Source organism: Streptomyces sp. NPDC002640 (assembly GCF_053592575.1).
In genome coordinates, this window is sequence record NZ_JBSFVZ010000038.1 from 15,548 (window position 1) to 41,485 (window position 25,938).

The window sequence follows — 25,938 nt, forward strand, 5'->3', positions numbered from 1 at the left end:
GGTTGCCCCCGTCCCGCGCGGGCATTCCCGCGCCCACCTGGCGTTTTCCCGTGGCCGGGCGGTCGGCCGCCGCCGTCGACACCGTGCTCGCGGCGACCGGTCCCCGGCACGGTCCTGGCCGCCCTCGGCATTTCGCTCGCGTTCGCCACGGTTCGATCCCTAGGCTCGGACGCATGATCGCCACCCTGCAGTGCGTCGTCATCGACTGTCCGCGGCCGCGTGAGCTCGCGGCGTTCTACCAGCGGGTGCTGGGCGGGGAGGTGGACGGGGAGGACCCGCGCTGGTCCACGGACGAGACCTGGGCCACGCTCCACACCCCGGGCGGCGGCGTCATCGCCTTCCAGCAGGCCCCCGACCTCCAGGCGCCCGCCTGGCCCGACCCGTCGCGCCCCCAGCAGTTCCACCTCGACCTGGGCGTCCCCGACCTCGACGCCGCCGAGGCGGAGGTGCTGAGGCTGGGCGCCCGGCTGCTCGACGCGGGGGAGGCGGGGCGGTCCTTCCGGGTGTACGCGGACCCGGTGGGCCACCCGTTCTGCCTGGTGCGTGAGTGACCGGAGGCCTGCCGGGCGGCGCGGTCCTGCTGATCACGGGGGTGATGGCCGCCGGGAAGTCCACCGTGGCCGAGCGGCTGGCCTCGAGGCTGCCGCGCGCGGCGCACGTGCGGGGCGACCTCTTCCGCCGGATGGTGGTCTCCGGCCGCGCGGAGATGTCACCGGAGGGCTCGGCCGAGGCGCTCGCCCAGCTCGACCTGCGGCAACGGCTCGCCGCGACGGTGGCGGACGAGTACGCGGAGGCCGGGTTCACCGCCGTGGTGCAGGACATCCTGCTCGGCGACGACCTGCCGCGCTTCGTCGCGCGGGTGCGTACCCGGCCGCTGTACGTGGTGGTGCTGGCTCCGTCGGCGGCCGCGGTGCGGGAGCGGGAGGCCGGACGGGCCAAGAGCGGGTACGGCGGCGGCTGGACGGTGGAGGACTTCGACCGGCTGCTGCGGGAGGGCACGCCGCGGCTTGGGCTGTGGCTCGACACGTCGGCGCAGGGCCCGGACGAGACGGTGGACGCGATCCTCGCCGGCGCGGACCGGGCGGCGGTCGGGAGACCACCTGAGGACACCTGAGGACACCTGAGGACGTGGGCCGCCGCATGGCCTCAGCCGACGGCGAGGTCCAGCATCCGGCGCAGGACCCGCTCAGGGACCGCGGGGTGGTCGGTGGCGCACCCGGCGGTGTCCGGATCCAGCAGCAGGCCGACCAGGACGTCGGCCGGCAGCCCCGGGTGGTGCCGGGCGGCGTGCCGTACCCGGCCGTCCGGGTGCGTGAGGAGCCGCACCGCGGTGGCGGCCGGCAGCCGGGGATCGGTGGCCGCCCGGTACCGCACGTCCGGGTCCGGGTCGTCGAGGAGTCGTTCGGCCACGTCCGGGGTGGCGGCGGGGTCGTCCAGGGCCAGCCGGCGGAGGTTCGGGTTCGGGTCGTCGGCGAACCGCAGCAGCCCCTCCCGGGGGAAGTTGGGGTGGTTGCCGGGACGGCCGGGGAAGCTGAGGCTGCCCGACCACCACTCGGCGACGCGGAGCAGCATCTCGGCGGGGGCGTCGTCGCAGGACTCGGCCAGGAAGAGCTGGACCACGCGGTCCTCGTCCCGGGCGAGGCGCTCGACGACGTCCGCCGGGAGGCGGCGGGCCCGTGCCACCGCGCGGCGGACCAGCGGGTGGGCGGAACGGGCGAGGCGGCGCATGGCCTCGGGATCGTCGTGCAGGTCGAAGACCCACAGGGGGAGGAAGTACCGCCCTTCGGGGCCGACGTCGATCTCCACCGCGGCGCGCTGCTCCTCGGTGAGGTCCGGGCGGAGGGACAGGCACCGGCGCACCGCCGGGTCCGGGTCGTCGCGCAGGCGGAACGCGTCCTCCGCGCCGACGCGGACGTTCTCGGCCAGGGCGGCGCGCAGGGAGGCGTCGGGGTGGCGGAGCACGTGGTCCACCAGGTCGTCGGCGAGGAGGCAGTTCCGGACGGCCTCCCGGTCCAGCCCCTCGGTCTCGAGGACCGCGGTGGTGAGCGGGTGGTCCCGGTGGTGGAGGAGAAGGGCGGCCCGCCGGATCCCGGGGCGGGGGTCGTCCAGGACGGCCTGGCGGGCGGCGGGTCCCAGGTGGTCCCAGGCCGTCCGGCGGGCGAACGCGCGGACGCCGGGGTCGGGGTCCTCGGCGAGCTGGAGGGCGAGCCGGACCGGGAGGCCGACGAGGCGGACGGCCTCCATCCGGATGCCGGCGGACGGGTCGGAGGCGAGCCGCTCGCACGCCTCCTCGGTGAGCTCGTGACGGTACTCCCCGGCGATCATGGCCAGCTGCCGCCGGGTCCGCTCGTCCGTCTCGGCCAGGATCATCCCTGACCGCTGCTCCCGGGTGAGCGGCTGGATGTCGAAGGCCGCCTGCCGCATCCTGGGGTCCGGGTGGACGAGTACGGCTTCCAGGACGCGCGGCGGGAAGCGGCGGTAGAAGAGGGTGGAGCGGGGCTCCAGGACGCGGAGCAGCAGGGAGGGCGGGGCGTCCGGGTGGAAGGCGAAGGCCTCCGCCCAGGCGTCCAGCGGCGGCTCGCCCCGGGTGCCGTCGAACAGGGCGTCCCAGACGGCGTCCCGCTCCGGGTCCTCGGCGTCGCCGCGTTCCGCCGTCGCCGCCGGGCTCCCCGCGTCCCCCATGTCGTCCACGCCGACCATGTCCCCCGTGCTTCCCACGCCGCCCACGTCCCCCGTGCCCTCGTGTCACCTGCGCTGTGCGGGCCTCATCGTCCCAGGCGGGTCACTCCAGGGGAACGTTCCAGGCGGTCCCGCCCAGGGGGTAGTCGTACCGGGGGCGGCCCTTGTTGCCGCTGGTGCGGAAGGGGTTGCCGCCGTCGTCCACCCGGACCGTGCCGGACCGGCCGCCGCTGGACCACTCCAGGTCCAGCGCCCAGCGCACGTCGCGGGCGGAGGCGTGCGCGGTGACGTACACGACCAGCGGCTCGGAGGCGGTGACCTTGTAGGGGAAGGCGCCCTGGCCGTTCTGGGGCCGGGCGGTCGGGCGCGGGTCGTCGAGGCGGACGTCGAACGACCGGGTGGAGACGTTGCCGCCGCAGCCGACGCCCATGGCGAAGTCGTTCCAGGCGAGCGGGGCGGAGGACGACAGGACCCGGACGTGGAGCGCGTCGAGGACCACGGTCTCCTTCCCGGAGGCCTGGACGGTCAGCGCGACCATCTGGTCGCCCGCGGGCACCGCGCCCAGCGCGGCGACCCACCCGGCGGCGTCCGGCTCGGCGGGCGGCGGGGGCACCTCGGCGGGCGGGCGGTTCACCAGGTAGTGCTGGCTGCAGGGACCCTCCCAGACGTGGGGCCGGGTGGAGACGGTCAGGGGTGTGCCGGTGGCCGCGGGGGCGTCGGCCCTGTCCCGGGCGGCGGACGGGGAGGCGGAGCCGGCGCCCTTCCCGCCCCGGTCCTTGTCCTTGTCCTTATCCTTGTCCTTGCTGCCGTCCGGTGAGGCGGAGACGGACGGGGAGGCGGAGGAACGGGTGCCGGTGGGGGACGCCTGCGCGCCCGCCGCCGCGGTGCGGTCGGGTGCGTCGCCGCCGCCCGGCTCCTGGCGGGTCATCAGGGTGCCGGCCAGCACCACCGCCGCGACGGCGGTCACCGCGGAGGCGACGAGGAGACGACGGCGGGCGCGCGGGCGGGCCGTGGGCACGGTTACGGGGTGGTCGGCCACGTCGTTCCGCGACGCCCCGGTCCCGGCCGCGCCGTCGTCCGCCGCACCGGTCCCGGTGGCGGCCGGGACGCCGACGGGGCGGTGCTCCGGGGTGCCGGGCCGCTCGGCGGGTGCGGGGTCGGCGGGTGCGGGCCGCGTCGCGCTGACCGCGGCGGCCGGAGCGGTGCCCGCGGCTCCCGGAGCGGTGTCCGCAGCCCCCGGGGCGGTGCCCGGGGCCCTCGGGGCGGTGCCCGCGGTTCCCGGGGCGGTGCCTGCGGCTCCCGGAGCGGTGCCCGCGGTTCCCGGGGCGGTGCCTGCGGCTCCCGGGGCGGTGCCCGGGGCCCCCGGAGCGGTGTCTGTGGCGGCCGGGGCGCTTTCCGCGGCGGCCGGAGCGGTGCCCGCGGCTCCCGGAGCGCTCTCCGCTGCCGCCGGAGCGGTGCCCGCGGCTCCCGGAGCGGTGTCCGCGGCGGCAGGGGCGGTGCCCGGGGCACCCGGGGCGGTGTCCGCGGCTCCCGTGGCGCTCTTCGCGGCGGCCGGGGTGTCGTCCGCGGTGGTTGTGGCGCGGCGGCGGTTGGCGTCGGCGAGGACCCAGGCGCGGTGGAGGCTCACCAGCTCCTCGGGCGACGCCCCGCACACCCGGGCGAAGCGCTCGACCGGCGCGTAATCGGCCGGAACCGCATCCCCGTTGCAGTAGCGGTGCAGGGTCGACGTGCTCATGTGCAGCCGCTTGGCGAGCATGCCGTAGCTGCGCCCCGACCGCTCCTTCAGCTCCCGCAGCCGTTCGGCGAACTCTGCGGTGCGCTCTTCCCCCGTCACGGTCCCTCTCCCCTTCGTCCGAGGTCGTCCGTCGCCTGGGACGTCCCGTCCGGGCGTTCCAGGCGACCGCGTTCTGGCTGGTCAGGGCGCCGGGAACGTTCCAGCGTCCCGTACGCCCCGGCATCGGCGCCGGTGGGACGAAACTGCCCACAAGCTGTGGTCATCCAAGCACGCCGCTCCGGTCAACAGGTCGAGCGGCCTGCCGAACTCCACTGCCTTGAGAGGTATTTCGCCATGCGTGTTCTCGCCTTCCGCCGCCCCCGTGTCCGTGTCCTCGCCGTCGCCACCGCCGCGTTCGCCGCCTTCTCGCTGACCGCCTGCGAGAGCGGCGCGGACGCCGGCGCTTCCGCCCCCTCCTCGGAGGGCTCGCACCCCGCCACCGCCCCCGAGACCACGGAGAGCGGCTCGGGCACCGAGCCGGCCGGCACGGACAAGTCGACCGACGGCGCCTCCGGCGACGGGAAGGACACCGCCGGATCCGCGAACGGCACCGGCGGCACCGGCGGCTCGGGCGGCACCGGGGGCGGCGACAAGGGCGCCTCGGGCTCCGGCTCCGGTTCGGGCTCCGACGCGTCCCCGGTGACCTGCACCGCCGCCAACACCAAGATCGTCGTGACCTCCGTCTCCCGCCCGATCAACCACCTGCTGGTCACGGCCACCAACACCGGCAAGGTCCCCTGCTTCGCCTACCACGCGCCGTTCCTGCGGTTCGACGACGCGCAGGCGGCCGTGCCGGTGCTGGACGCCAGCGTGCCGCAGGCGGTGGTGACGCTGGAGCCGGGGGAGTCGGCCTACGCCGGGGTGATGACCGCGGCGGCCACCGGCGAGGGCGAGGGGGGCCGCACCGCCCGCAAGGTGACGGTCACCCTGGCGGCCCGCTCCGGCGACGCGGGGTCCGGCGCCTCCACCGTCACGCTCCCCTCGGGCGGCGTGTACGTCGACAGCACCCACACGGTCACCTACTGGCAGCAGGAGATGGACCAGGCGCTGGCCTGGTGACGCGGCGGCCGGCCGGGTCGACCCGGCCGGCCCGGCCGACGAGGAGCTGGGCCCTCGGCCTTCGGACGTCCCGTACGTCGAGGCCGGGGGCCCGCCTCTCGTAGCGGACGAAGAGGTACGCCCCTCAGCGGCGGCGCCGGGGGACGGGGGCCTCGGTCCGTCCGCCGTTGTGCCGCGCGATCAGCGAGGCGACGGCGAGCATCACCAGGGCGAGGACGCCGATGAACCACGGGGCCGGCTCGCCCTCCGCCTTCGGGGCGACCCGGCGTTCGGGGTCGTAGGTGATCCGCACCCGGTCTCCCGCCCCGTACTCCTGGACGGTGGTGATCTTCGCGGGATGGCCGCCGGGGCACTTCAGGGTGAGGAAGTGACGGTCGGGGACGGCGGGACCGTCGGTGCCGGGTTCCCGGGAGCCGCCGGTCGCCTCCGTCACCGCGCAGTCGACGGCCACCGCGCGCGGGGTGCCGCGCTCGGCCGCGGTGACGGCGGCGAACAGGGCGAGCGCGGTCAGCAGAACGCCGAAGAAGCAGCCGACGCCCTTGACCAGCACCGTGTAGGCGATCGCGGCGGCGAGCATCAGGGCGCCGCCCACGGCGATGCCCGCGGACAGCGGGAGGCCGCTCGACGAGTAGAACCAGAAGGCCCATCCGTGGACCGCGACGGCGGTGCACGGCGGGATCAGTACGGCGGTCCAGCGCCGGAAGGTCATCTCCGGCGGACCGTCCTGGTGCGGGCGGTGAGTCGTGGCCATCTCCGGCACTCCCCGGGGTCGCCGCTGGGTCCACCGGCCGAGACGTGGGTCCGGGCGCCCGCAGTTCCCGCACCGCTCCGCGCCGCACGGCCGTACGGCCGCCGCGGACCGACCCGGCGTCGGCAAAACATCCGCTACCGCGGGCGTAGCGTGGAGGGCATGACGACGTACGGTTCCTTCCCCGGTACGCGGCCGCGGCGGCTGCGTACGACCCCCGTGATGCGACGCATGGTGGCCGAGACCCGGCTGCACCCCGCCGACTTCATCCTCCCCGCCTTCGTGCGGGAGGGCGTGAGCGAGCCGGTGCCGATCAGCTCGATGCCGGGCGTCTTCCAGCACACGCGGGAGACGCTGAAGAAGGCGGCGGCCGAGGCGGTCGAGGCCGGGGTCTCCGGGATCATGCTGTTCGGCGTGCCGGAGGACGGCAAGAAGGACGCCCTCGGCACCTGCGGCACGGACCCGGACGGCATCCTCCAGGTCGCGCTGCGCGATGTGCGGGCCGAGGTCGGCGACGACCTGATCGTCATGTCGGACCTGTGCCTGGACGAGTTCACCGACCACGGCCACTGCGGCGTCCTGGACGACGAGGGCCGGGTGGACAACGACGCGACGCTGGAGCGGTACGCGGAGATGGCCCAGGTCCAGGCGGACGCCGGCGCCCACGTCGTCGGCCCCAGCGGCATGATGGACGGCCAGATCGGCGTCATCCGCGACGCGCTCGACCAGATCGGGCGGGAGGACGTCTCGATCCTCGCCTACACCGCCAAGTACTCCTCCGCCTTCTACGGCCCGTTCCGCGAGGCCGTCGGCTCCTCGCTCCAGGGCGACCGGAAGACGTACCAGCAGGACCCCGCCAACGTCCGCGAGTCGCTGCGCGAGCTGGCCCTCGACCTGGAGGAGGGCGCGGACATGGTCATGGTCAAGCCGGCCGGCCCCTACCTCGACATCCTGGCCAAGGTCGCCGACGCGGTGGACGTGCCGGTCGCGGCGTACCAGATCTCCGGCGAGTACTCGATGATCGAGGCCGCCGCGGAGAAGGGCTGGGTCGACCGCGACAAGGCGATCCTGGAGACGCTGACCGGCATCAAGCGGGCCGGCGCGCAGAACATCCTCACCTACTGGGCGGTGGAGGCGGCGCGCATGCTGCGGTAGCCGGTGCCGACGGGGCTCCCCGCGGTGTCTCCCCTTGGGTACAGTCGCCCTCGCCCGTGGGCGTGCCGCCCCGAGTGAGGGCGAACCCGGGGAGCCGCCGTCCATGTCCACACCGTCCACACCGTCCATACCGCCGTCGGCGCCGTTCGCACCCCCCGCCTCGCCCACGCGTCCGGGCCTCGACGACCCCGCCTGGGGACCGCTGCCCGCCCGCCCGGCGGTGCTGCGCTGGCTGGTGCTCCTTCCGCTGACGCTGCTGTTCCTGCCGGTCTGGTGGGTGGTGTGGCTCCTCCTGGCGTTCTGCCTGTACTGCGTGGCGCCGTTCGTCGAGCTGTTCGTGTACCTGGTGCCGCGTGCCGAGAACGGCGCGGTGCGGATGATCGACGCCACGCTGGGCCGGGTGCCGTTCGTTCCGCTCTGGTGCGTGACCCCGGTTTCGCTCCTGCGGGAGGGCGACACGGAGTACTACCGGGCGAGGGTGGACCGGCGCGTCGAGAAGGCGACCCGGCGGGCGGAGACGTCCTCGGGCTTCCGCCCCTGGGACCGTGAACTGGTCCTCCGGGCGCGCGTCTTCCGCGGCGTCGGCGCCGGACACGTCGTGCGGGTGGCGTCGGAGCGCAACTGGACCCTGCAACCCCGCTCGCACCCCCGGCGCCGGCTCCGGCTGCGCCACAACGGCCGGACGCGGGCCTGACCGGATCGGTACGGTCGACCCCGTGCCGCGCCGAGAGAACGCATCCCGCCGCCTGGTCGCCGACGGGCGGACGTACCTGTGGAACCAGCGCCACCGTCACCGGGTGCCGGACGGCAGCGGCGGCGTGTGCTGCAGCCAGCTGCTGACCCTGTCTCCGCAGCCCTCCGGCTCGGGCGGCCCGCTGCGGATCGTGTTCGACGGAGGGCCGGGGCGGATCGTCGCCGACGGGTTCACCTCGGGCAGCGGGGACGTCGGCCTGGTGCACGGCGCCCACCTCAACCTGCACGCGCCGGGCGCCGTCCGGGCCCTGCTGGACGTGGCGCTGGCGCGTGGCTGGGACCCCGACGTCCGGGGCGAGGCGTGGGTCGACGGCTGGAGCCTGCTGGAGGAGGCCGCCGCCGCGTACGCCGAGCGGCAGGCCGACGCGGGCGGGGACGGCGACGGCGACGGCTGAATGATCGTTGACGGGCCTCGGACAAGGGCCGTAGCTTCAGCACCGTGCCCTGCGGTTCGCCGGTCACCTGTCGCGCGGGAACGCGCCGGAAGAGGGGGGCGGCATGGTGCACGAGCACATCGCCACGGTGTTCAGGAAGGGCGGGTCCGTCCGAGGACGTGCCCGGCGGGCGGAGTTCTGGCGGTACGCGGTGGTGATGACGGCGGGCAACCAGTTGGCGCTGATGCTCATGGGGCTCACCGACGTCCGCGCCCTCGACCTCGCCCTGACGGTCGTGGTGGGTTACCTCACCGGCCTGGGCGTGGCCACGCTGATCCGGCGGCTGCACGACACGGGCAACTCCGGGCTGATGGCCCTGTGGGTGTTCGTCCCGCTCGGCGTGCTCGTCGTCTGGTGGCTCGCCCTGCGGGACGGCAAGCCGGACCCGAACAAGTGGGGCGACAGCCCGAAGTACCCGGCCGTCACCGTCGCGGCGTGACCCCGGCGGTGAACGCCGCCCAGGCGGCCGGCCCGACGCGGAACGTGGGGCCGTCGGGGTTCTTCGAGTCCCGCACGTGCACGGCGTGGGGGCAGCCGGCGACCTCGACGCACTCGCCGCCCTCATCGCCGCTGTAGCTCGACTTGCGCCACACGTAGGCTACTTCGAGGCATTCGCCGCCTTCACTGCCGCTGTGGCTCGACTTGAACCACTCGAGTGCGGTGCTCATGAAACTCCTAGCAGTCGGTCCAGCAGAGCCTTCGACTCCTGCGGAGTCATGCTCTGCGACCGCAGCATCGCATGCTTGCAGGCCAGGATCGACACCTCGTCGGCGCCGGAGACCCATTGGCTGCCACGCTGGCCCTCGACGTAGGCGAGGTGCTGGTGCTCCGGGGTCTCCAGGAGGACGAACGGTCCGTTCAGGCCCGCGTGGGAAGGGCTGTCCAGCGGGATGAACTGGACTGTTACGCCAGGCAGTTCCACGCACCGGCGCAGGTGCCGCAGCTGTTCGAGGTGGATGTCGGGTGGTCCGAAGCGGAGCGCCAGGACCGGCTCCCAGATGACGAAGCTGACCGTCGGTGGCCCTTTGCGGCGGAGGATGTCCTGGCGGGCCACACGAGCGGCCGTTTTCGCCTCCACCTCGTCCTCGTCGTACGCCGGGACCCGTTCGCGCAGTACCGCCCTGGCGTAGGCCTCCGTCTGCAGAAGTCCGGGCAGGACCTGGTTGGCGTAGAAGGACAGCGCGATCGCCTCGCGCTCGTGAACCATGTACTGCTCGGCGTACATCGGGAACTGGTCGATCTCCGGCAGGTTCTCCACGCCCGCCGCCAGCAGGCCGCGCGTGCCGAGGGCCTGGTCCAGCCGTCCTGCGAGGTCCGGCATCAGGCGGCGGCGGCCCTGCTCGATGGAGGCGATGGTCTCCGCGTCCACGTGGACGGCGTCGGCGAGCGACCGCTGGGTGAGGCCCGCGGCGCGGCGTGCCGTCTGCATCTGCGCGCCGAGCAGGCGCATGGCGGACGGGTTCTTGGCCTTGCGCGACGTCGGCATCCGGCGCCTCCCTGGTCGTGCTCGTACTGGCAGCGAGTACGGGCTAACGCACTGTGCACTGTAGTCGCGCAGGGTGACAGTCGTCCCGTGAATGAGCTGATGCAACACGCCGGGCTGCGGGAGCGGTTCTACCGGCGGGACAGGCGATCGGCGCGGGCGGCGCGGCGGTTCGCGGTGGGCGTGCTCGAGGAGTGGGGGCTCGCCGGCCGGACCGAGGAAGTGGCGCTCTGCGTGAGTGAGTTGGTGACCAACGCGCTGCTGCACGGGGTACCGCCCGGCCGCGGCCTGCTGCTGCGGATGCGGTACGGGGACGGCGTGCTGAGGGTGGAGGTCCACGACAGCGGGCCCGCCCACCCGCGGATCCGCGAGGGGTCGGGCGACGCCGAGGGCGGACGCGGGCTGCCGCTGGTGGCGGCGCTCGGCGACCGCTGGGGTGTCGCCCCGCGACCGGGGGCGCCGGGCAAGGCGGTGTGGTGCGAGTGGGACGAGGCCGGATGAGCGACAGCGGCCCTCGGCCTGCTTGTAGAGGTACACTTTATATAACTGTACCTCTACAAGAGGGATCCCTCCTTTGCTGAAGCCCGCCGACATGTTCGACCGCGACTACGAGTGGTCGGCGCTGACCCGCTTCATCACGGACGAGCAGCCCGGGGCCACGCTCGGCGTGGTGTCCGGGCGGCGGCGCCAGGGCAAGACATTCCTGCTGGAGGCCGCCTGCGGTGCCGCGGGTGGCTTCTATTTCGGGGCCACCGAGGCCACGGAAGCGGAGTCCCTGCGCCGACTGAGTGCCGAGCTCACCGCGCACGTCCGGCCGCCCAGTCCGTTTCACTTCGCCGACTGGGCGGAGGCGCTCGACGCCCTGCTGGCGCTCGGCGCGGACCGGCCCGTCCCGGTGGTGATCGACGAGTTCCCCTACCTCGCCAGGGCCACTCCGGAGCTGCCCTCCGTCGTCCGGAACGCGTTCCGCCCGTTGCGTGAGGGGCGCACCGGGTCCCGGACGCGGCTGCTGCTGTGCGGATCGGCGCTGTCGTTCATGGGCCGACTGCTGTCGGGCAATGCGCCCTTGCGGGGCCGGGCGGGGCTGGAGCTGGTGGTGCGGTCGCTCGACCATCGGCTGGCTGCCGACTTCTGGGGGATCGAGGACCCAGCACTCGCGCTGCGGGTGCACGCGGTCGTGGGGGGAACGCCGGCGTACCGACGGGAGTTCGCGCGGGGCGACGCGCCGACCGGGCCGGAGGACTTCGACGACTGGGTCGTCCGCACCGTCCTCAATCCGGAGACGCCGCTCTTCCGGGAGGCCCGGTACCTGCTGGCGGAGGAGCCCGACCTCAGGGACACCGCGCTGTACCTGTCGGTGCTGGGGGCGGTGGCGGAGGGGAACAACACGCGCAGTGGGATGGCCGGCTTCCTGGAGCGCAAGGCGACCGACATCGCCCATCCGATCAATGTGCTGGAGGACGCGGGGCTGTTGCGGCGGGAGGCCGACGCCTTCCGGGCCAACCGGTCCACCTACCGCATCGCGGAACCTCTGATCGCCTTCTACCACGCGGTCATGCGGCCGGTGTGGCCCCAGTTGGAGCGTCCGGGCAGCGCGGCACGGGTCTGGCAGGCGAGCCGGCGGCGTTTCGCGTCCAACGTGCTCGGGCCGCACTTCGAGGAGGTGTGCCGCGAGTGGGCGCTGCACCACGCCGACCCGGACGTCATGGGCGGGCTTCCGGCGCACGTCGGGCACGGAGTGGTGAGCGACCCGTCGGCGCGTGCCTCGCACGAGGTCGACGTCGCGGTGGTCGGCGTCGCCGAGGGGGCGAAGCCGCCGCTGCTGGCGATCGGTGAGGCGAAGTGGAACGACACCATGGGCATCGCCCACATCGACCGCCTGCGCCGCATCCGTGACCTCATCGCCCGGTCCGGCCGGTACGACACGAGCCGCACCCGGCTGCTGTGCTTCAGCGGAGCGGGCTTCGACGACAAGGCGCGAGCGGCGGCGGCCGCGGATCCCGGGGTCGGGCTGATCGGGCTGCCGGAGTTGTACGGGCGTGCGGTGGCCTGACGGGGCGACGGTGCGCCGGGCTCAGTCCCACCAGAAGCGCCACAGATGGGTGTCGAGGACCGCGTCCCGCGCGTAGCGGGAGAGCGGGGAGACGCCCTGGTCGATGTTGTCGGGGCAGAAGGCATAGTGCTCGGCGGCGACCTCCTCGGCGTGCTGGAGGGTGGTGGGCGGGGCGGCGACCGAGAGGACCAGCTGGTCGAAGGTGAGGGCGAGGACGCGGGCGCCGAAGCGGTCCTCCCAGGAGCGCAGGACGGCGCAGAGGCGGGCCACGTCGTTGTCGTGGTTCACCGGGCCGGACCAGCCGACGGCCGCCGGTATGTCCGCGCTGCGGCGGGCCGGGACGAGGGCGGGGCGCAGGTGGTGGAGCCACGGGACGCCGTCGGCGAGGACGTCCGCGGTCTCGGCGGCGTCGCGGTCCGGGTCGGGGTGGGGTTCCGTGGCGGGGGCGAGGCCCTGCCAGGCGCCGGGGGCGGCGTCCTGCTCGTCCGGGTCGCCCCCGTCCCCGTCCCCGTTCTCCGCGAAGTCGGAGTCGAGGCCGGAGTCGAGGTCGAAGCCGAAGTCGGACCGGTAGTCGTCCAGGACCTCGTACGCGTCGTGGTCCCCGGGGTACGACACGCGGGCGGGGTCGAGGTCCCAGTCCTCGGGGCCGCCCCGCGGCGTGTCGACGTCGAGGAGGACGGGCAGCAGCCCGAGGTCGCGGCCGGCCGCCCGCAGCGAGGCCCAGTCGCCGGGCGCCACGGGCTTGTCCCCGCACCAGAGCAGCGGCTCGTGCCACGGCCCGTCGACGGTGGCGTCGACGAGCCGGCCCGGCGGCAGCCGGAGCACGGAGGACGGGTTCGCGAGGGCGTTGGGAAGGCTGGCCATGGGCCTGGACTGTAGGGGGCGGCACCGACAACCGGGACGGCCGGAGGCCCGGCGCGGGGAACGCGCCGGGCCTCCGGGGGTGTGACAGGGACCGGGTGGGACTACAGGCGCTCGGGGGTCCGGATGCCCAGGAGGTCGAGGCCCTTGTGGAGGGTGCGGGCGGTGAGGTCGCAGAGCAGGAGGCGGTTCTCCCGGAGCTCCTGCGTGGGGGCGTCCTTCACCCGGCACTTGTCGTAGAAGGTCGTGAAGTGGGACGCCAGCTGGAACAGGTAGGCGGTCAGCTTGTGCGGGGCGTACTCGGCGGCGGCCTCGGTGATCAGGTCGCCGAAGGCGTCCAGGTGGAGGCCCAGCGCGCGCTCCGCCTCGTGCAGCTCCAGCTCCGGGTGGGCGACCGGCTGGAGGTCGCCGACCTGGCGGAAGATGGAGCGGATACGGGCGTAGGCGTACTGGAGGTACACCGAGGTGTCGCCGTTGAGGGAGACCATCTGGTCGAGGTCGAACTTGTAGTCGCGGTTCGCGGAGGTGGACAGGTCCGCGTACTTGACCGCGCCCACGCCGACCTGGGCGCCGCGCTCGAGGATCTCCTCCTCGGTGAGGCGCTCGCCCTCCGGCAGGTTCTCCGCCTTCTCGCGCACGACCGACGCCGCCCGCTCGGAGGCCTCGTCGAGGAGGTCCTCCAGACGGACGGTCTCGCCCTCACGGGTCTTGAACGGCTTGCCGTCCTTGCCGAGGACCGTGCCGAACTCCAGGTGCACGGCCTTCACGTCCTCGTTCAGCCAGCCGGCGCGGCGGGCCGTCTCGAAGACCATGCGGAAGTGCAGCGCCTGCCGGGCGTCCACGACGTACAGCAGCGTGTCGGCCTTCAGCGTGAACACGCGGTCGCGGATGGCGGAGAGGTCGGAGGCGGCGTAGCCGAAGCCGCCGTCGGCCTTCTGCACGATCAGCGGGACCGGCTTGTCGTCCTTGCCGCGGATCTCGTCGAAGAAGACGACCAGCGCGCCCTCGGAGCGGACCGCGACGCCGGACTCCTCCAGGAGGCGGGCGGTCTCGGCCATCATGTGGTTGTACGCCGACTCGCCGACGATCTCCTCGTCCGCCACCGGCATGTCCAGCTTGTCGAAGACGGAGTAGAAGTAGATCTTCGACTCGTCCACGAACCGCTGCCACAGGGCGAGGGTCTCCTCGTCGCCGGACTGCAGGGCGACGACGCGCTTGCGGGCACGGGTCTTGAACACCTCGTCGGAGTCGAAGACCGCGCGGGAGGCCTTGTAGAGGCGGTTCAGGTTGGACATCGCCTCCTCGCCGGCCGCCTCGACGTCCGCCTGCGGGTCGGCCTTGTGGTCCAGCTCGTGCGGGTGCTCGATCAGGTACTGGATGAGCATGCCGAACTGGGTGCCCCAGTCGCCGATGTGGTGACGGCCGACGGTCTTCTCGCCGGTGAAGTCCAGGATGCGGCGCACCGCGTCGCCGATCACCGCGGAGCGCAGGTGACCGACGTGCATCTCCTTGGCGACGTTCGGCTGCGCGTAGTCGATGACCGTGGTGCCGGTCTCCTCGCGCTGCGGGACGCCGAGGCGGCCCGAGGAGTCCGCGGCACGCGCGGCAAGGTTCTCGGTGATCGCCTTGTCGGAGACGGTGACGTTGAGGAAGCCGGGGCCGGAGACCTCGATGTCCTTGATCACGTCACCGGTGACGACCTGCTCCACGACCCGCGTGGCCAGCTCGCGCGGGTTGGCCTTGGCCTTCTTGGCCAGGGCGAGGATTCCGTTGGCCTGGTAGTCAGCCCTGTCGCTTCGTCGCAGCAGCGGGTCCGCGGGAGCGGCCTCCGGCAGGGCAGCCGAGAGGGCGTCCGCGAGGCGCGCGTGGACGGAGGCGGTGAGGGACTTGACCGAGGTCATGGAGTGGGTGCCGTTCTCCTCGAAGATGGGTGAGCCCGGCCAGTATCCCATCTCGGGCACCGCCGCCGCCTCGCCGTTTCGCCGTGCGGTGGGGCTGGAGGGAAAGGCGTTTTCACCGTGGGGGCCGCACCTGGGAGAATGGACGACACGGCCGCGCGGGCGTCGCGGCGGCCGGGCGTCTCCCCTCAGGAAAGAAGGACGTGCCGATCGTGGCTCAGAGCACCGAGACCACCGACTGGGTCTCCCGTTTCGCGGATGAGGTCATCGAGGAGTCGGAGCGTCGGGCCCCTGGGAAACCCGTGGTCGTCGCGTCCGGCCTGTCGCCCTCCGGCCCGATCCACCTGGGCAACCTGCGCGAGGTGATGACCCCGCACCTGGTCGCCGACGAGATCCGCCGCCGCGGACACCAGGTCCGGCACCTGATCTCCTGGGACGACTACGACCGGTACCGCAAGGTCCCCAACGGCGTCGAGGGCGTCGACGAGTCCTGGGCCGAGCACATCGGCAAGCCGCTGACCTCCGTCCCCGCGCCGAAGGGCTCCGAGCACCCGAACTGGGCGGAGCACTTCAAGGCCGCGATGGTCGAGTCGCTGGGCCGGCTGGGCGTCGAGTTCGACGGCATCAGCCAGACCGAGCAGTACACCACGGGCGTCTACCGCGAGCAGATCCTGCACGCGATGAAGCACCGCGGCGACATCGACGCCGTCCTGGCGCAGTACCGGACCAAGAAGAAGGACCCGGCCCAGCAGCTCAAGCAGCAGCAGAAGCCGGTGGACGAGGCCGAGCTGGAGGCCGCCGAGGGCTCCGGCGCGGCCGACGAGGACGACGGGTCGTCCGCGGCCGGCGGCTACTTCCCGTACAAGCCGTACTGCGGGAACTGCGGCAAGGACTTCACCACCGTCACCTCCTACGACGACGCGTCCACGGAGATGGCGTACGCCTGCACGACCTGCGGGTTCACCGAGACGGTGCTGCTCAGCGAGTTCGACCGCGGCAAGCTGGTCTGGAAGGTCGACTGGCCGATGCGGTGGGCGTTCGAGGGCGTGATCTTCGAACCGTCCGGCGTGGACCACTCGTCGCCCGGGTCCAGCTTCCAGGTGGGCGGACAGATCGTCGAGATCTTCGGCGGCAAGCAGCCGATCGGCCCGATGTACGCCTTCGTCGGCATCAGCGGCATGGCGAAGATGTCCTCCAGCAAGGGCGGCGTGCCCACGCCGGCCGACGCGCTGAAGATCATGGAGCCGCAGATCCTGCGGTGGCTGTACGCCCGGCGCAAGCCCAACCAGTCGTTCAAGGTCGCCTTCGACCAGGAGATCCAGCGGCTCTACGACGAGTGGGACCGCCTGGAGGCCAAGGTGAAGGACGGCAGCGCGCTGCCGGGCGACATCGCCGCCCACACCCGCGCCGCCTCCACCGCCGCCGGTGAGCTGCCGGGCACGCCGCGCCCGCTGCCGTACCGGACGCTGGCCTCGGTCGCCGACATCACCGGCGGCCACCAGGACCAGGCGCTGCGGATCCTCAGCGACCTCGACCCGGCCCACCCGCTGTCCTCGCTGGACGAGGCGCGGCCGCGGTACGACAAGGCGGAGGCGTGGATCAACACCCACGTCCCGGCGGACCAGCGCACCATCGTCCGCGACGAGCCGGACGCGGAGCTCCTGGGCTCGCTGGACGACACCTCGCGGGAGTCGCTGCGGCTGCTGCTGGACGGGCTGGACGACCACTGGTCGCTGGACGGCCTGACCCACCTCGTCTACGGCGTGCCCAAGGTGCAGGCCGGGTTCTCGGCCGACGCCACGCCGAAGGAGCTGCCGCCGGAGATCAAGACGGCGCAGCGGGAGTTCTTCGCGCTGCTGTACCAGCTGCTGGTCTCCAAGGACACCGGCCCGCGGCTGCCCACGCTGCTGCTGGCGGTGGGCGCGGACCGCGTGCGTCGCCTGCTCGGCGGCGCCGCGGCCTGACCGGGCCGGCGCGGGACGACGGTGCCCCGGTGGTCGTGACGACCACCGGGGCACCGGTGCGTTCGGGGCTGCGCGCCGCTCACGCCCGCTCGGGGGCTGCTCAGCGCTGCTCGGGGCCTGCTCAGGCGATGTGGTCCTGGGCCAGTTCGACGTCGTAGCGGACGGCGAAGCGGTCCACGTACTCCTTCAGCTCGGTGGGCGTGAAGGTGTGGCCGTACTCCGCCTCGAGGATCTCGCCCAGCTGACGCGGGGTCGGCAGGCTGCCGTCTATGGCACGGCGGAAGACCTGGTAGTACGCGTCCTCGCGTTCCTTCTCGTCCTCGAACTCCACCGTGGCGCGGGAGGCCGGCTGCTGCTCCTGGCGCTGGCCGGGGATGCTGACCTCCGGCTGCGGCTCCGGCGTGGGGCCGGGCCCCGGCTCGGGCGCCGGCTCGGGCAGCGGCTCGGTCTCGGGCTGGGCGCCCTCGCCGAGCTGCCGGGTGCGGCCGCCGGGCTGGCCGACGGGGACCGGGAAGGTGCCGGTGTCCTCGGGGGAGGGCGGGAAGTCCTGCGCGGGGTAGTCCTGGGCGGGGAAGCCCTGGGCCGGGAAATCCTGGGCGAACTGCTGCGTGCCTTGGGGGCCCTGGCCGCCTTGGCCGCCTTGGCCGCCCTGCGCGGGCTGCTGCGGATCCTGCTGGGCGTACCACTGCTCGGTGGCGGGGTCCGGCTGGTACGTGGCCGGGCTGTAGCTGCCGAGGCGCGGGTCGTAGAACCAGGCGCTGCCGTTCTCGTCGTAGTGGATCCGCTGGTCGGCGGGGGTCTGCTGCGGCCCGGCGTACGCCTGCGCGTCCTGCGGCTGCTGCCGGTGGCCGCGCTGCTCCTGCTGCCACGGGTCCTGCTCGTGCGGGCCGGGGGCCTGGCGGCGGGCGGCGCTCTCCAGTTCCGGCGCCGGCTCGGCGGCGGTGGCCGCGGCGGGGCCGGCCTGGCGGCGGCGGTCCTCGCGCTCCACCTCCGCGGCCGGGACCACCGCGGGCTCGATGCCCGCCGCCGCGAGACCCTCCGCGGCGGTGTCGGCCAGCGGGACGCCGTACTTGGCGAGCCGCAGCGGCATCAGCGACTCCACCGGGGCCTTGCGCCGCCAGCCGCGCCCGAAGCGGGCCCGCAGCCGGGTCCGGTAGACCAGCCGCTCCTGCTCCAGCTTGATCACCTCGTCGTAGGAGCGCAGCTCCCACAGCTTCATCCGGCGCCACAGGAGGAAGGTGGGGACCGGCGACAGCAGCCACCGGGTGAGGCGGACGCCCTCCATGTGCTTGTCGGCCGTGATGTCGGCGATGCGGCCGATGGCGTGCCGGGCGGCCTCGACGGCGACCACGAACAGGACCGGGATGATGGCGTGCATGCCGACGCCCAGCGGGTCCGGCCAGGCGGCGGCGCCGTTGAAGGCGATCGTCGCGGCCGTCAGCAGCCAGGCCGTCTGCCGGAGCATCGGGAACGGGATGCGGATCCACGTCAGCAACAGGTCGAGCGCCAGCAGCACGCAGATGCCGGCGTCGATGCCGATCGGGAAGACGTAGGAGAAGTTCCCGAAGCCCTTCTGGAAGGCGAGTTCCTTCACGGCCGCGTACGACCCGGCGAAGCCGATCGCGGCGATGACCACGGCGCCCGCGATCACCACCCCGATGAGGATGCGATGCGTCCGTGTGAGCTGTGGCGCGGCCACCTGACTCCCCTTCCAGACTGTCCTGTTGCGCGCACCAGGGTTGCACATGTGTACGGGTGCCGGGCGGTCGGTCGACCGCACCGGCACCCTCGAGGTGCCGAGCGAGTCGGACGGCGCCGGACGTAGGGGACGTCTCGCACCCGGGAGGGTGCCGGTTAGCCTGACCGCATGCGTGTCACCAGGGAGCTGCCGGCGCTCGCCGCCGGCGAGGTGGACGTGCCCTTCGTGATCCAGGGGTACGAGGAGGTCGTCGCCACCGACACGGCCTGGAACGAGCACTCCCACCCGTGGCACGAGCTGCTCTGGAACGAACACGGCGCGTCCACCGTCGTGGTGGGCACCCAGGTGTGGTGCGTGACGCCGACCCTGGGACTGTGGATGCCGGCGGGGCAGCTGCACTCGGCCTCCGCGGTCGCCGGCACCGCGTACCGGGCCCACTTCTTCCGGCACGGCACCGTCTCCGCGCTGCCCGACCGGCCGGTGGCCGTGGACATCACGCCGCTGCTGCGGCTGCTGCTGGAGCGGCTGGAGGAGCCGGACCTGTCCGCGCGCTCCCGGGAGGTGACCGAGGCGACGGTCCTGGACGTCCTGCGGCCCTCGTCCCGCGCGCTGCTGGTGCAGATGCCCACGTCCCCGCTGCTGCGGCCGATCGTGGACGCGGTCCGGGCCGACCCCGCCCATCAGCGGACGCTGGCCGGCTGGGCGGCCTCGCTCGGGTGCAGCGCCCGCACGCTGACCCGGGTGTTCCGGAGCGAGACCGGTACGAGCTTCGCCCGGTGGGTGGCGGCGGTGCGGGCGCAGCACGCCGTGCAGCTCCTCTCCCGCGGCTTCGAGGTCGACGTGGTGGCCGACGCGGTCGGCTACCGCTCGGCGAGCGCCTTCGGTGCCGCCTTCCGCCGGACGACGGGCACGACCCCCGGCAGGTTCCGGGTGCGCTGACTCCCGCGGAGGGATGTCCCGATCGCTACAAGGGCTGTCGAAAAGGCTCGATTGATGTCCCCACACCGACTCCTTAATCTGTGAGGACAGGCAAGGCTTACCTAACTTGCCGCGCCGTGAGGCGTATCCCTGAACCGAAAGTGACGACCGGGTCGATGAGAACTCCACGTGTGCGCGCGCTCGCCCTCGCGGCGACCCTCCTGCTCGGCCTCACCGCCTGCGGCGGCGGCCAGGACGGTGACCAGGACGGCAGCGGCGCCTCCGATGCCGCCGCCGGTGCCGACGCGCAGTTCCCGATGACGGTCGAGCACGCGCTCGGCGAGACCGTCGTCCCCGAGAAGCCGACCCGCGTCGCCACCGTGAACTGGGCCAACGAGGAGGTGCCGCTCGCCCTCGGCGTCGTCCCCGTCGGCATGGCCAAGGCCACCTTCGGCGACGACGACGGGGACGGCGTGCTGCCCTGGACCGAGGAGCGGCTGAAGAAGCTCGGCGCCAAGACGCCGGTCCTCTTCGACGAGACCGACGGCATCGACTTCGAGGCCGTCGCCGACACCAAGCCCGACGTGATCCTCGCCGCGTACTCCGGACTGACCGAGCAGGACTACGAGACGCTCAGTCAGATCGCCCCCGTAGTGGCCTACCCCGAGGCCGCCTGGGCGACCCCGTGGCGCGACATCATCCGCATGAACAGCAAGGCCATCGGACTCGCCGACGAGGGCGACGAGCTGATCGGCGACCTGGAGGCGCAGATCGAGCAGACCGCCGCCAAGTACCCGCAGCTCAAGGGCAAGACGGCGATGTTCATGACGCACGTGTCGTCCAAGGACGTCAGCCAGGTCGGCTTCTACACCGTCCACGACACCCGCACGCAGTTCTTCACCGACCTCGGCATGAAGATCCCCGCCAGTGTCGCCGGGCCCTCCGAGTCGACGAAGAAGTTCGTCCTCACCAAGAGCGCCGAGCGCATCGACGACTTCAACGACGTCGACATCATCACCGGCTACGGCGACGACAAGGGCGAACTGCTGAAGGCGCTCGAGTCCGACCCGCTGACCTCGAAGCTGGCCGCGGTCGAGCGGGGCTCCATCTACCTGCTGCCCGGCAGCTCCTCCCCCCTGGCCACCGCCGCCAACCCCACCCCGCTGTCGATCCCCTACGTCCTCGACGACTACGCGAAGGCGCTCGCCCAGGCCGCGGACAAGGTCAAGTGACACTCACCGCCACCCCGACCGCGCCGGACACCGTCCCGATACGGCGTCCGGCGCGCGTCCGCCTCCTGTGGCTCCTCGTCGTCGCCGTGGCCCTGGCCGCCGTCATGGCGGCCTCCCTCGCCTTCGGCTCCCGCTCCGTCGCCTGGTCCGACGTGTGGGCGGCGCTCGGCGGCGCGGAGCACACCCTGGAGGAGGCGTCGGTCGCCAAACGCATACCGCGCACCCTCCTGGCCGTCGTCGTCGGCGCCGCCCTCGGACTGTCCGGCGCGGTCATGCAGGGCGTCACCCGCAACCCGCTGGCCGACCCCGGCATCCTCGGCGTCAACATGGGCGCCTCCCTGGCCGTGGTCACCGCCATCGCCCACTTCGGCCTCGCCTCCGCGTCCGGCTACATCTGGGTGGCGATGCTCGGGGCGGCGCTGACCGCCGGCTTCGTGTACGCCGTCGGTTCGCTGGGCCGGGGCGGCGCCACCCCGCTGAAGCTGGCGCTCGCCGGGGCCGCCATCTCGGCCGCGCTCGCCTCACTGGTCAGCGCCGTCGTCCTGCCGCGCAACGACATCTCCGACACCTTCCGGCTCTGGCAGATCGGCGGCGTCGGAGGCGCCTCCTGGGACCAGCTCGGCACGGTCCTGCCCTTCCTCGGCGCCGGGTTCGTGATCTGCCTGGCCGCCGCCCGCGCCCTCAACTCCCTCGCCCTCGGCGACGACCTGGCCGCCGGACTCGGGGAGCGGGTGGCGCTGGTCCGGGCCGGCGCGGCACTCGGCGCGGTCGTGCTGTGCGGGGCGTCCACCGCCGTCGCCGGACCGATCGTCTTCGTCGGACTCGTCGTGCCGCACACCTGCCGCCTCCTGGTCGGCGTCGACCACCGCTGGCTGCTGCCCTTCTCCGCGCTGAGCGGCGCGATCCTGCTGACGGCCGCGGACGTGCTGGGCCGCGTCGTGGCCCGGCCGGCCGAGATCGACGTGGGCATCCTGACCGCCATCATCGGCGCCCCCTTCTTCATCCACATCGTCCGCAGGCAAAAGGTCAAGTCACTGTGAGCGCCCCAGCCCTCAGCGCCCCCGCCGCCACCGCCGCACAACCGGCCGTCACCCGGGCCCGGATCCGCGGCGCCCGCCGGCGCCGGCTCATCGCCCTGGCGCTGCTGCTCCTGGTCGCCGCCGCGTTCGTCACCACCCTCATGGCCGGCCACACCTTCTACCCGGCCGGCGACGTGCTGCGCGTGGTCATGGGCGAGCAGGTCCCCGGCGCGTCCTTCACCGTCGGCACGCTGCGGCTGCCGCGGGCGGTGCTCGCCCTGACCGCCGGCTTCAGCTTCGGCATGGCCGGCGTCACCTTCCAGACCATGCTCCGCAACCCGCTCGCCAGCCCCGACGTCATCGGCATCAGCGCGGGCGCGAGCGCGGCGGCCGCCGTCGCCATCGTGACCTTCTCGCTGAGCGGGACCGAGGTGTCGGTCGTGGCGATCGCCGCCGCGCTCGGAGTGGCCCTGCTCATGTACACCCTCGCGTTCCGCGACGGGGTCGCCGGCACCCGGCTCATCCTGATCGGCATCGGCGTCGCCGCCCTGCTCGACAGCGTCACCTCCTACGTCCTGTCGCAGGCCGGCGAATGGGACCTCCAGGAGGCCATGCGCTGGCTCACCGGCAGCCTCAACGGCAGCACCTGGCAGGAGACCCTGCCCGCCGTCGTCGCCCTGCTCGTCTGCGGACCGCTGCTGCTGGCCCGGGCCCGCGACCTCAGCGCGCTGAGCCTGGGCGACGACACCGCCTCCGCCCTCGGCGTCCGCGTCGAACGCACCCGCGTCACGGTGATCGTCGCGGCCGTCGGGCTCATCGCGTTCGCGACCGCGGCCGCCGGACCGATCGCCTTCGTCGCCTTCCTCTCCGGGCCGATCGCCGCCCGGCTGGTGGGCACCGGCGGCTCCCTGCTGGTCCCCGCGGGGCTCGTCGGCGCGCTGCTCGTCCTGGTCGCCGACTTCACCGGCCAGTACGCCTTCGACACCCGCTACCCCGTGGGCATCGTCACCGGCGTCCTCGGCGCGCCCTACCTCGTTCACCTGATCGTCCGCACCAACCGGGCCGGAGGCTCACTGTGACCGCGTCGCACACCCTCGCCACCGAGGACCTCACGCTCGGCTACGGCGACCGTGCCGTCATCGAGGGCCTGGACCTGTCCCTCGCGGCCGGACGGATCACGGTGATCGTCGGAGCCAACGCCTGCGGCAAGTCGACCCTGCTGCGCGCCATGTCCCGGCTGCTCGTGCCGCGCACCGGACGGGTCGTCCTGGACGGCAAGGAGGTGCACCGCACCCCCGCCAAGGAACTCGCCCGCACCCTGGGCCTGTTGCCCCAGTCGCCGGTCACGCCCGAGGGCATCACGGTCCTGGACCTGGTCGGCCGCGGCCGCCACCCCCACCAGCGCGCCTTCTCCCGCTGGACCGCCCAGGACGACGCGGCGGTCGCCGCCGCCCTGGAGGCCACCCACACGACCGACCTGATGGACCGGGCCGTCGACGAACTCTCCGGCGGCCAGCGCCAGCGCGTGTGGATCGCGATGGCGCTGGCCCAGCAGACCGACCTGCTGCTGCTCGACGAGCCCACCACGTTCCTCGACATCAGCCACCAGATCGAGGTCCTCGACCTGCTCACCGACCTGAACCGGACCCGCGGCACCACGATCGTCATGGTCCTGCACGACCTCAACCTGGCCGCACGCTACGCCGACCGGCTCGTGGCCCTGGCCTCCGGACGCCTGCACGCCGCCGGAACCACCGCGGAGGTGATGACCGAGGAGACGGTCCGGGCGGTCTACGGCATGGAGAGCCGCGTCATCGAGGACCCGGTCTCCGGCAAGCCCCTCGTCCTGCCGATCGGACGCCACCACTCGACCGCACCGGCCGGGAGCCGCTGAACCATGGCCCCCAAGCTCGCCGCGCTGCTGCCCGACCTCGCCCCCTGGCGCTCCTCCCGGGACTTCCGCCTCCTGTGGTCCCAGGGCCTGGTGACCTACCTCGGCAGCGTCATGGCCCTGATCGCGCTGCCGCTCCAGATCAAGGAGCTGACCGGCTCACCGCTCGCGGTCGGCGTGATGGGCGCCGTCGAACTCGTCCCCCTGGTGGTCTTCGGCCTCTACGGCGGCGCACTCGCCGACGCCGTGGACCGGCGCAAGGTCATCCTGCTGACCGAGGCGGGCCTCGGACTGCTCGCCGTCGTGCTCCTGCTCAACGCGATGCTGCCGCGGCCCAGCCTGTGGCCGCTGTACGTGGTGGCGGCCGGGGTGGCGGCACTCGCCGGGCTGCAGCGCCCGGCGCTGGACTCCCTGCTGGCCCGCATCGTCCCGCACGACCAGCTCGCCGCGGCGGCCGCGCTGAACGCGCTGCGCTGGCAGGCCGGCGCGATCGCCGGACCCGCCCTGGCCGGGCTCGTCGTCGCCTACGCCGGCAACGTCCCCGCGTACGCCACCACCGTCGCCTGCTTCGCCGTCTCGGTCCTGATGTGCCGCCGGCTCAGCCCCGCGCCGCCCGTCGAGCACGCGGCCAAGCCGTCCTGGCGGGGCATCGTGGAAGGGGCCCGGTACGCCTGGTCCAGGCCGGTGCTGCTGGGCACGTACGCCATCGACCTGGCGGCGATGTTCTTCGCCTTCCCGAACACCATCTTCCCCTTCCTCGCCGACGACCTGGACGCCCAGTGGTCGCTCGGGCTCATGTACTCGGCCGGAGCCGTCGGGTCGCTGCTGGTCAGCCTGACCAGCGGCTGGGTGTCCCGCACCCGGCGGCACGGCCTGCTGGTGGTGTTCGGCGCCGCCGGCTGGGGCCTGGCCATGGCGGCGGCCGGCTGGACGTCCGAGGTCTGGCTGGTGCTGGCCTGCCTCGCCCTGGCCGGGGCGGGGGACATGCTCAGCGGGCTGGGCCGGTCGACCATCTGGAACCAGACCATCCCCGACCGGCTGCGCGGGCGCCTCGCCGGCATCGAGGTCCTCTCCTACAGCGTCGGCCCGCAGCTCGGCCAGGTCCGCGCCGGCGCGATGGCGGGCTGGACCGGCGCCCGCCCGGCCATCTGGAGCGGCGGCCTGGCCTGCGTCGCCGCGGTGGGCCTGCTCACCATGGCCCTGCCCCGGCTGCTCGCCTACGACTCCCGCACCGACGAGGACGCCGTACGGCGCCGGGCCCAGGAAGCGGGCCCCACCGCTCCCGCGGAGGGGCCCGTCGTTTCCGCCTCCGAGCCGGAGGGGGAGAGCCGATGAGGCCGTCGGGTCTCCCAGGGGGCAGGCCCTAGGCCGGGCCCCAGGGGGGCAGGCCCTAGGCGAAGTGGCGCCCGGGCGTCAGGACTTGGTGGCGGAGGAGGAGGGGGAGGCCGACGGGGAGGCGGAGGCGCCGGAACCGGAGCCGCCGTCACCGTCGCCGTCACCGTCGCCGTTCGCCTCGGCGACCTTCGCGGCGGCCTCCTCGGCGGCGTCGACCGCCCGCTCGCTCAGCTTCTTCACGCTCGGGGCGTCCTCGCCCGCCAGACCGGCGCCGTTGTAGTCGACCGTCACCACGACGTTCTCGACCAGCGCGACCACGGTCTGCTGCTTGAAGAGGCCCTCCTTCTTCTTCAGGTCGTAGGTGACCAGGGTGGCCTCCCCGCCGATGCCCTTGACCGGCTCGGCGGCTACCTTCTTGGCGTCGGAGGTGTTCCGGGCCTCCTCGATCATGGCCTGGTACTGCTCCTCGGCCTGCGTCGCGGCCGCGCCGCGGACCGGGTCGGAGTCGAAGCGCAGCAGGGAGACGCTCAGCCAGCGGTACTGGGAGCCGTCGACGCCGTTGTCGTCCAGGCTGTTCCAGGTGCAGCTCGACCGGTTGCCCTCGTCGTCGGTGCGGCCGGCCTTCTCGGTCTTCGAGCCCTTGGGCACCAGCTCGCCCAGCGTCTTCTTGCCGAGCGTGTCGCACGCCTTGGGCAGGCTCTCGTAGGCGGCCGGCTCGACGGTCGGCGATGCCTTCGCGGAGGGCTTGTCGCTGCTGCTCGCGCTCTGCTTGGCGTCGGCCGTCGGCTCGGCGTCCGAGGAACACCCCGCGGCGACGAGCATCACGGGGACGACTGCCGCGCCGGTCAGGGCGCGGACGACTCGCTGAACGGGACGGTTGGCTCGGTGCGCTCGCTGCATGGTTCCTTCACTCACGGCTTCGCTTCGGCTCCTGCGGGACCCGGATACCCCCGACCCGGCGGATGACGTCAGGCGTGGTGCTC

The 25,938-nt window shown here is 73.5% G+C and carries 25 protein-coding genes; 16 read left to right on the forward strand and 9 right to left on the reverse strand.

Translation table 11 applies throughout. The features are described 5' to 3' along the window. Positions 1–173: 173 nt before the first annotated feature. Both ACWD3O_RS32585 and ACWD3O_RS32590 read left to right on the forward strand, forming a co-directional pair. Positions 174–551, forward strand: coding sequence for a VOC family protein (locus ACWD3O_RS32585; protein ID WP_451418364.1), 378 nt, complete (start codon positions 174–176; stop codon positions 549–551). After that, the gene (locus ACWD3O_RS32590; RefSeq protein WP_451418365.1) at positions 548–1,114 is read left to right on the forward strand and encodes an AAA family ATPase; all 567 of its coding nucleotides are present in this window, start codon (positions 548–550) and stop codon (positions 1,112–1,114) included. The genes ACWD3O_RS32585 and ACWD3O_RS32590 overlap by 4 nt, the downstream gene beginning before the upstream one ends. 32 nt (positions 1,115–1,146) lie before the next feature. Here ACWD3O_RS32590 and ACWD3O_RS32595 read toward each other — a convergent pair whose 3' ends face one another. Both ACWD3O_RS32595 and ACWD3O_RS32600 read right to left on the reverse strand, forming a co-directional pair. After that, positions 1,147–2,718, reverse strand: coding sequence for a PE-PGRS family protein (locus ACWD3O_RS32595; protein WP_451418366.1), 1,572 nt, complete (start codon positions 2,716–2,718; stop codon positions 1,147–1,149). 64 nt (positions 2,719–2,782) lie between these two features. Next, positions 2,783–4,513 carry a helix-turn-helix domain-containing protein gene (locus ACWD3O_RS32600; protein ID WP_451418367.1) on the reverse strand — a complete coding sequence of 577 codons (1,731 nt, stop codon included), beginning with the start codon at positions 4,511–4,513 and terminating at the stop codon, positions 2,783–2,785. A gap of 234 nt (positions 4,514–4,747) precedes the next feature. On the opposite strand from ACWD3O_RS32600, the gene ACWD3O_RS32605 reads away from it, so the two are divergent. After that, positions 4,748–5,512, forward strand: a complete 765-nt coding sequence (locus tag ACWD3O_RS32605; protein WP_451414107.1) for a DUF4232 domain-containing protein — start codon at positions 4,748–4,750, stop codon at positions 5,510–5,512. A 124-nt stretch (positions 5,513–5,636) separates the two neighbouring features. Here the strand turns inward: ACWD3O_RS32605 and ACWD3O_RS32610 are convergent, their stop codons facing one another. Continuing rightward, entirely contained in the window at positions 5,637–6,263 is a 627-nt protein-coding gene (locus tag ACWD3O_RS32610) for a hypothetical protein (protein WP_451414066.1), read from the reverse strand. Between the two features lie 159 nt (positions 6,264–6,422). Here ACWD3O_RS32610 and hemB point away from each other — a divergent pair, with 159 nt between their 5' ends. The 4 genes from hemB to ACWD3O_RS32630 all read left to right on the forward strand — a co-directional run bounded on the left by hemB (position 6,423) and on the right by ACWD3O_RS32630 (position 9,041). Further along, the gene (hemB, locus tag ACWD3O_RS32615; protein WP_451418368.1) at positions 6,423–7,415 is read left to right on the forward strand and encodes a porphobilinogen synthase; all 993 of its coding nucleotides are present in this window, start codon (positions 6,423–6,425) and stop codon (positions 7,413–7,415) included. Between the two features lie 103 nt (positions 7,416–7,518). Beyond that, entirely contained in the window at positions 7,519–8,109 is a 591-nt protein-coding gene (locus tag ACWD3O_RS32620) for a hypothetical protein (RefSeq protein WP_451418369.1), read from the forward strand. A 22-nt stretch (positions 8,110–8,131) separates the two neighbouring features. Beyond that, a complete protein-coding gene (locus ACWD3O_RS32625; protein ID WP_451418370.1) occupies positions 8,132–8,563 on the forward strand; it encodes a hypothetical protein in 432 nt (143 codons plus the stop codon). Between the two features lie 103 nt (positions 8,564–8,666). Continuing rightward, positions 8,667–9,041: a DUF805 domain-containing protein gene (locus tag ACWD3O_RS32630; protein WP_451418371.1), complete on the forward strand. Its 375-nt coding sequence runs from the start codon at positions 8,667–8,669 to the stop codon at positions 9,039–9,041. On the opposite strand, the gene ACWD3O_RS32635 is transcribed toward ACWD3O_RS32630, so the two are convergent. Together ACWD3O_RS32635 and ACWD3O_RS32640 are read right to left on the reverse strand one after the other, a co-directional pair. After that, entirely contained in the window at positions 9,025–9,270 is a 246-nt protein-coding gene (locus ACWD3O_RS32635) for a DUF397 domain-containing protein (protein ID WP_451418372.1), read from the reverse strand. The two genes, ACWD3O_RS32630 and ACWD3O_RS32635, sit on opposite strands and share 17 nt — an antisense overlap. Further along, positions 9,267–10,088: a helix-turn-helix domain-containing protein gene (locus tag ACWD3O_RS32640; RefSeq protein ID WP_451418373.1), complete on the reverse strand. Its 822-nt coding sequence runs from the start codon at positions 10,086–10,088 to the stop codon at positions 9,267–9,269. The genes ACWD3O_RS32635 and ACWD3O_RS32640 overlap by 4 nt, the downstream gene beginning before the upstream one ends. 87 nt (positions 10,089–10,175) lie before the next feature. Between ACWD3O_RS32640 and ACWD3O_RS32645 the strand changes: the two genes are divergently transcribed. Both ACWD3O_RS32645 and ACWD3O_RS32650 read left to right on the forward strand, forming a co-directional pair. Further along, positions 10,176–10,586, forward strand: coding sequence for an ATP-binding protein (locus tag ACWD3O_RS32645; RefSeq protein WP_451414059.1), 411 nt, complete (start codon positions 10,176–10,178; stop codon positions 10,584–10,586). 73 nt (positions 10,587–10,659) lie between these two features. Next, on the forward strand, positions 10,660–12,138 hold the full coding sequence (locus ACWD3O_RS32650) for an AAA family ATPase (RefSeq protein WP_451414058.1): 1,479 nt from the start codon (positions 10,660–10,662) through the stop codon (positions 12,136–12,138). Between the two features lie 21 nt (positions 12,139–12,159). Here ACWD3O_RS32650 and ACWD3O_RS32655 read toward each other — a convergent pair whose 3' ends face one another. Both ACWD3O_RS32655 and argS read right to left on the reverse strand, forming a co-directional pair. Further along, on the reverse strand, positions 12,160–13,002 hold the full coding sequence (locus ACWD3O_RS32655) for a DUF4253 domain-containing protein (protein WP_451418374.1): 843 nt from the start codon (positions 13,000–13,002) through the stop codon (positions 12,160–12,162). Positions 13,003–13,103: 101 nt separating this feature from the next. Beyond that, the gene (argS, locus tag ACWD3O_RS32660; RefSeq protein WP_451418383.1) at positions 13,104–14,900 is read right to left on the reverse strand and encodes an arginine--tRNA ligase; all 1,797 of its coding nucleotides are present in this window, start codon (positions 14,898–14,900) and stop codon (positions 13,104–13,106) included. Between the two features lie 200 nt (positions 14,901–15,100). Here argS and lysS point away from each other — a divergent pair, with 200 nt between their 5' ends. Next, positions 15,101–16,861, forward strand: coding sequence for a lysine--tRNA ligase (gene lysS / locus ACWD3O_RS32665; protein ID WP_451418375.1), 1,761 nt, complete (start codon positions 15,101–15,103; stop codon positions 16,859–16,861). Positions 16,862–16,982: 121 nt separating this feature from the next. Here lysS and ACWD3O_RS32670 read toward each other — a convergent pair whose 3' ends face one another. Continuing rightward, positions 16,983–18,560, reverse strand: a complete 1,578-nt coding sequence (locus tag ACWD3O_RS32670) for a DUF2637 domain-containing protein (protein WP_451418376.1) — start codon at positions 18,558–18,560, stop codon at positions 16,983–16,985. Positions 18,561–18,728: 168 nt separating this feature from the next. Here ACWD3O_RS32670 and ACWD3O_RS32675 point away from each other — a divergent pair, with 168 nt between their 5' ends. The 6 genes from ACWD3O_RS32675 (at position 18,729) to ACWD3O_RS32700 (ending at position 24,955) form a co-directional block, all read left to right on the forward strand. Further along, positions 18,729–19,499, forward strand: coding sequence for an AraC family transcriptional regulator (locus tag ACWD3O_RS32675; protein ID WP_451414054.1), 771 nt, complete (start codon positions 18,729–18,731; stop codon positions 19,497–19,499). Between the two features lie 155 nt (positions 19,500–19,654). Next, positions 19,655–20,710: an iron-siderophore ABC transporter substrate-binding protein gene (locus tag ACWD3O_RS32680; protein ID WP_451418377.1), complete on the forward strand. Its 1,056-nt coding sequence runs from the start codon at positions 19,655–19,657 to the stop codon at positions 20,708–20,710. Next, entirely contained in the window at positions 20,707–21,750 is a 1,044-nt protein-coding gene (locus ACWD3O_RS32685) for a FecCD family ABC transporter permease (RefSeq protein WP_451418378.1), read from the forward strand. The genes ACWD3O_RS32680 and ACWD3O_RS32685 overlap by 4 nt, the downstream gene beginning before the upstream one ends. Then, entirely contained in the window at positions 21,747–22,808 is a 1,062-nt protein-coding gene (locus ACWD3O_RS32690; RefSeq protein ID WP_451418379.1) for a FecCD family ABC transporter permease, read from the forward strand. The genes ACWD3O_RS32685 and ACWD3O_RS32690 overlap by 4 nt, the downstream gene beginning before the upstream one ends. Next, positions 22,805–23,623 (forward strand): ABC transporter ATP-binding protein, encoded by an 819-nt coding sequence (locus ACWD3O_RS32695; RefSeq protein WP_451414050.1) that lies wholly within the window; start codon positions 22,805–22,807, stop codon positions 23,621–23,623. The genes ACWD3O_RS32690 and ACWD3O_RS32695 overlap by 4 nt, the downstream gene beginning before the upstream one ends. Before the next feature lie 3 nt (positions 23,624–23,626). Next, positions 23,627–24,955 carry an MFS transporter gene (locus ACWD3O_RS32700; protein ID WP_451418380.1) on the forward strand — a complete coding sequence of 443 codons (1,329 nt, stop codon included), beginning with the start codon at positions 23,627–23,629 and terminating at the stop codon, positions 24,953–24,955. 78 nt (positions 24,956–25,033) lie between these two features. Here ACWD3O_RS32700 and ACWD3O_RS32705 read toward each other — a convergent pair whose 3' ends face one another. Further along, positions 25,034–25,855 carry a DUF3558 family protein gene (locus ACWD3O_RS32705; RefSeq protein ID WP_451418381.1) on the reverse strand — a complete coding sequence of 274 codons (822 nt, stop codon included), beginning with the start codon at positions 25,853–25,855 and terminating at the stop codon, positions 25,034–25,036. Between the last annotated feature and the right edge of the window lie 83 nt (positions 25,856–25,938).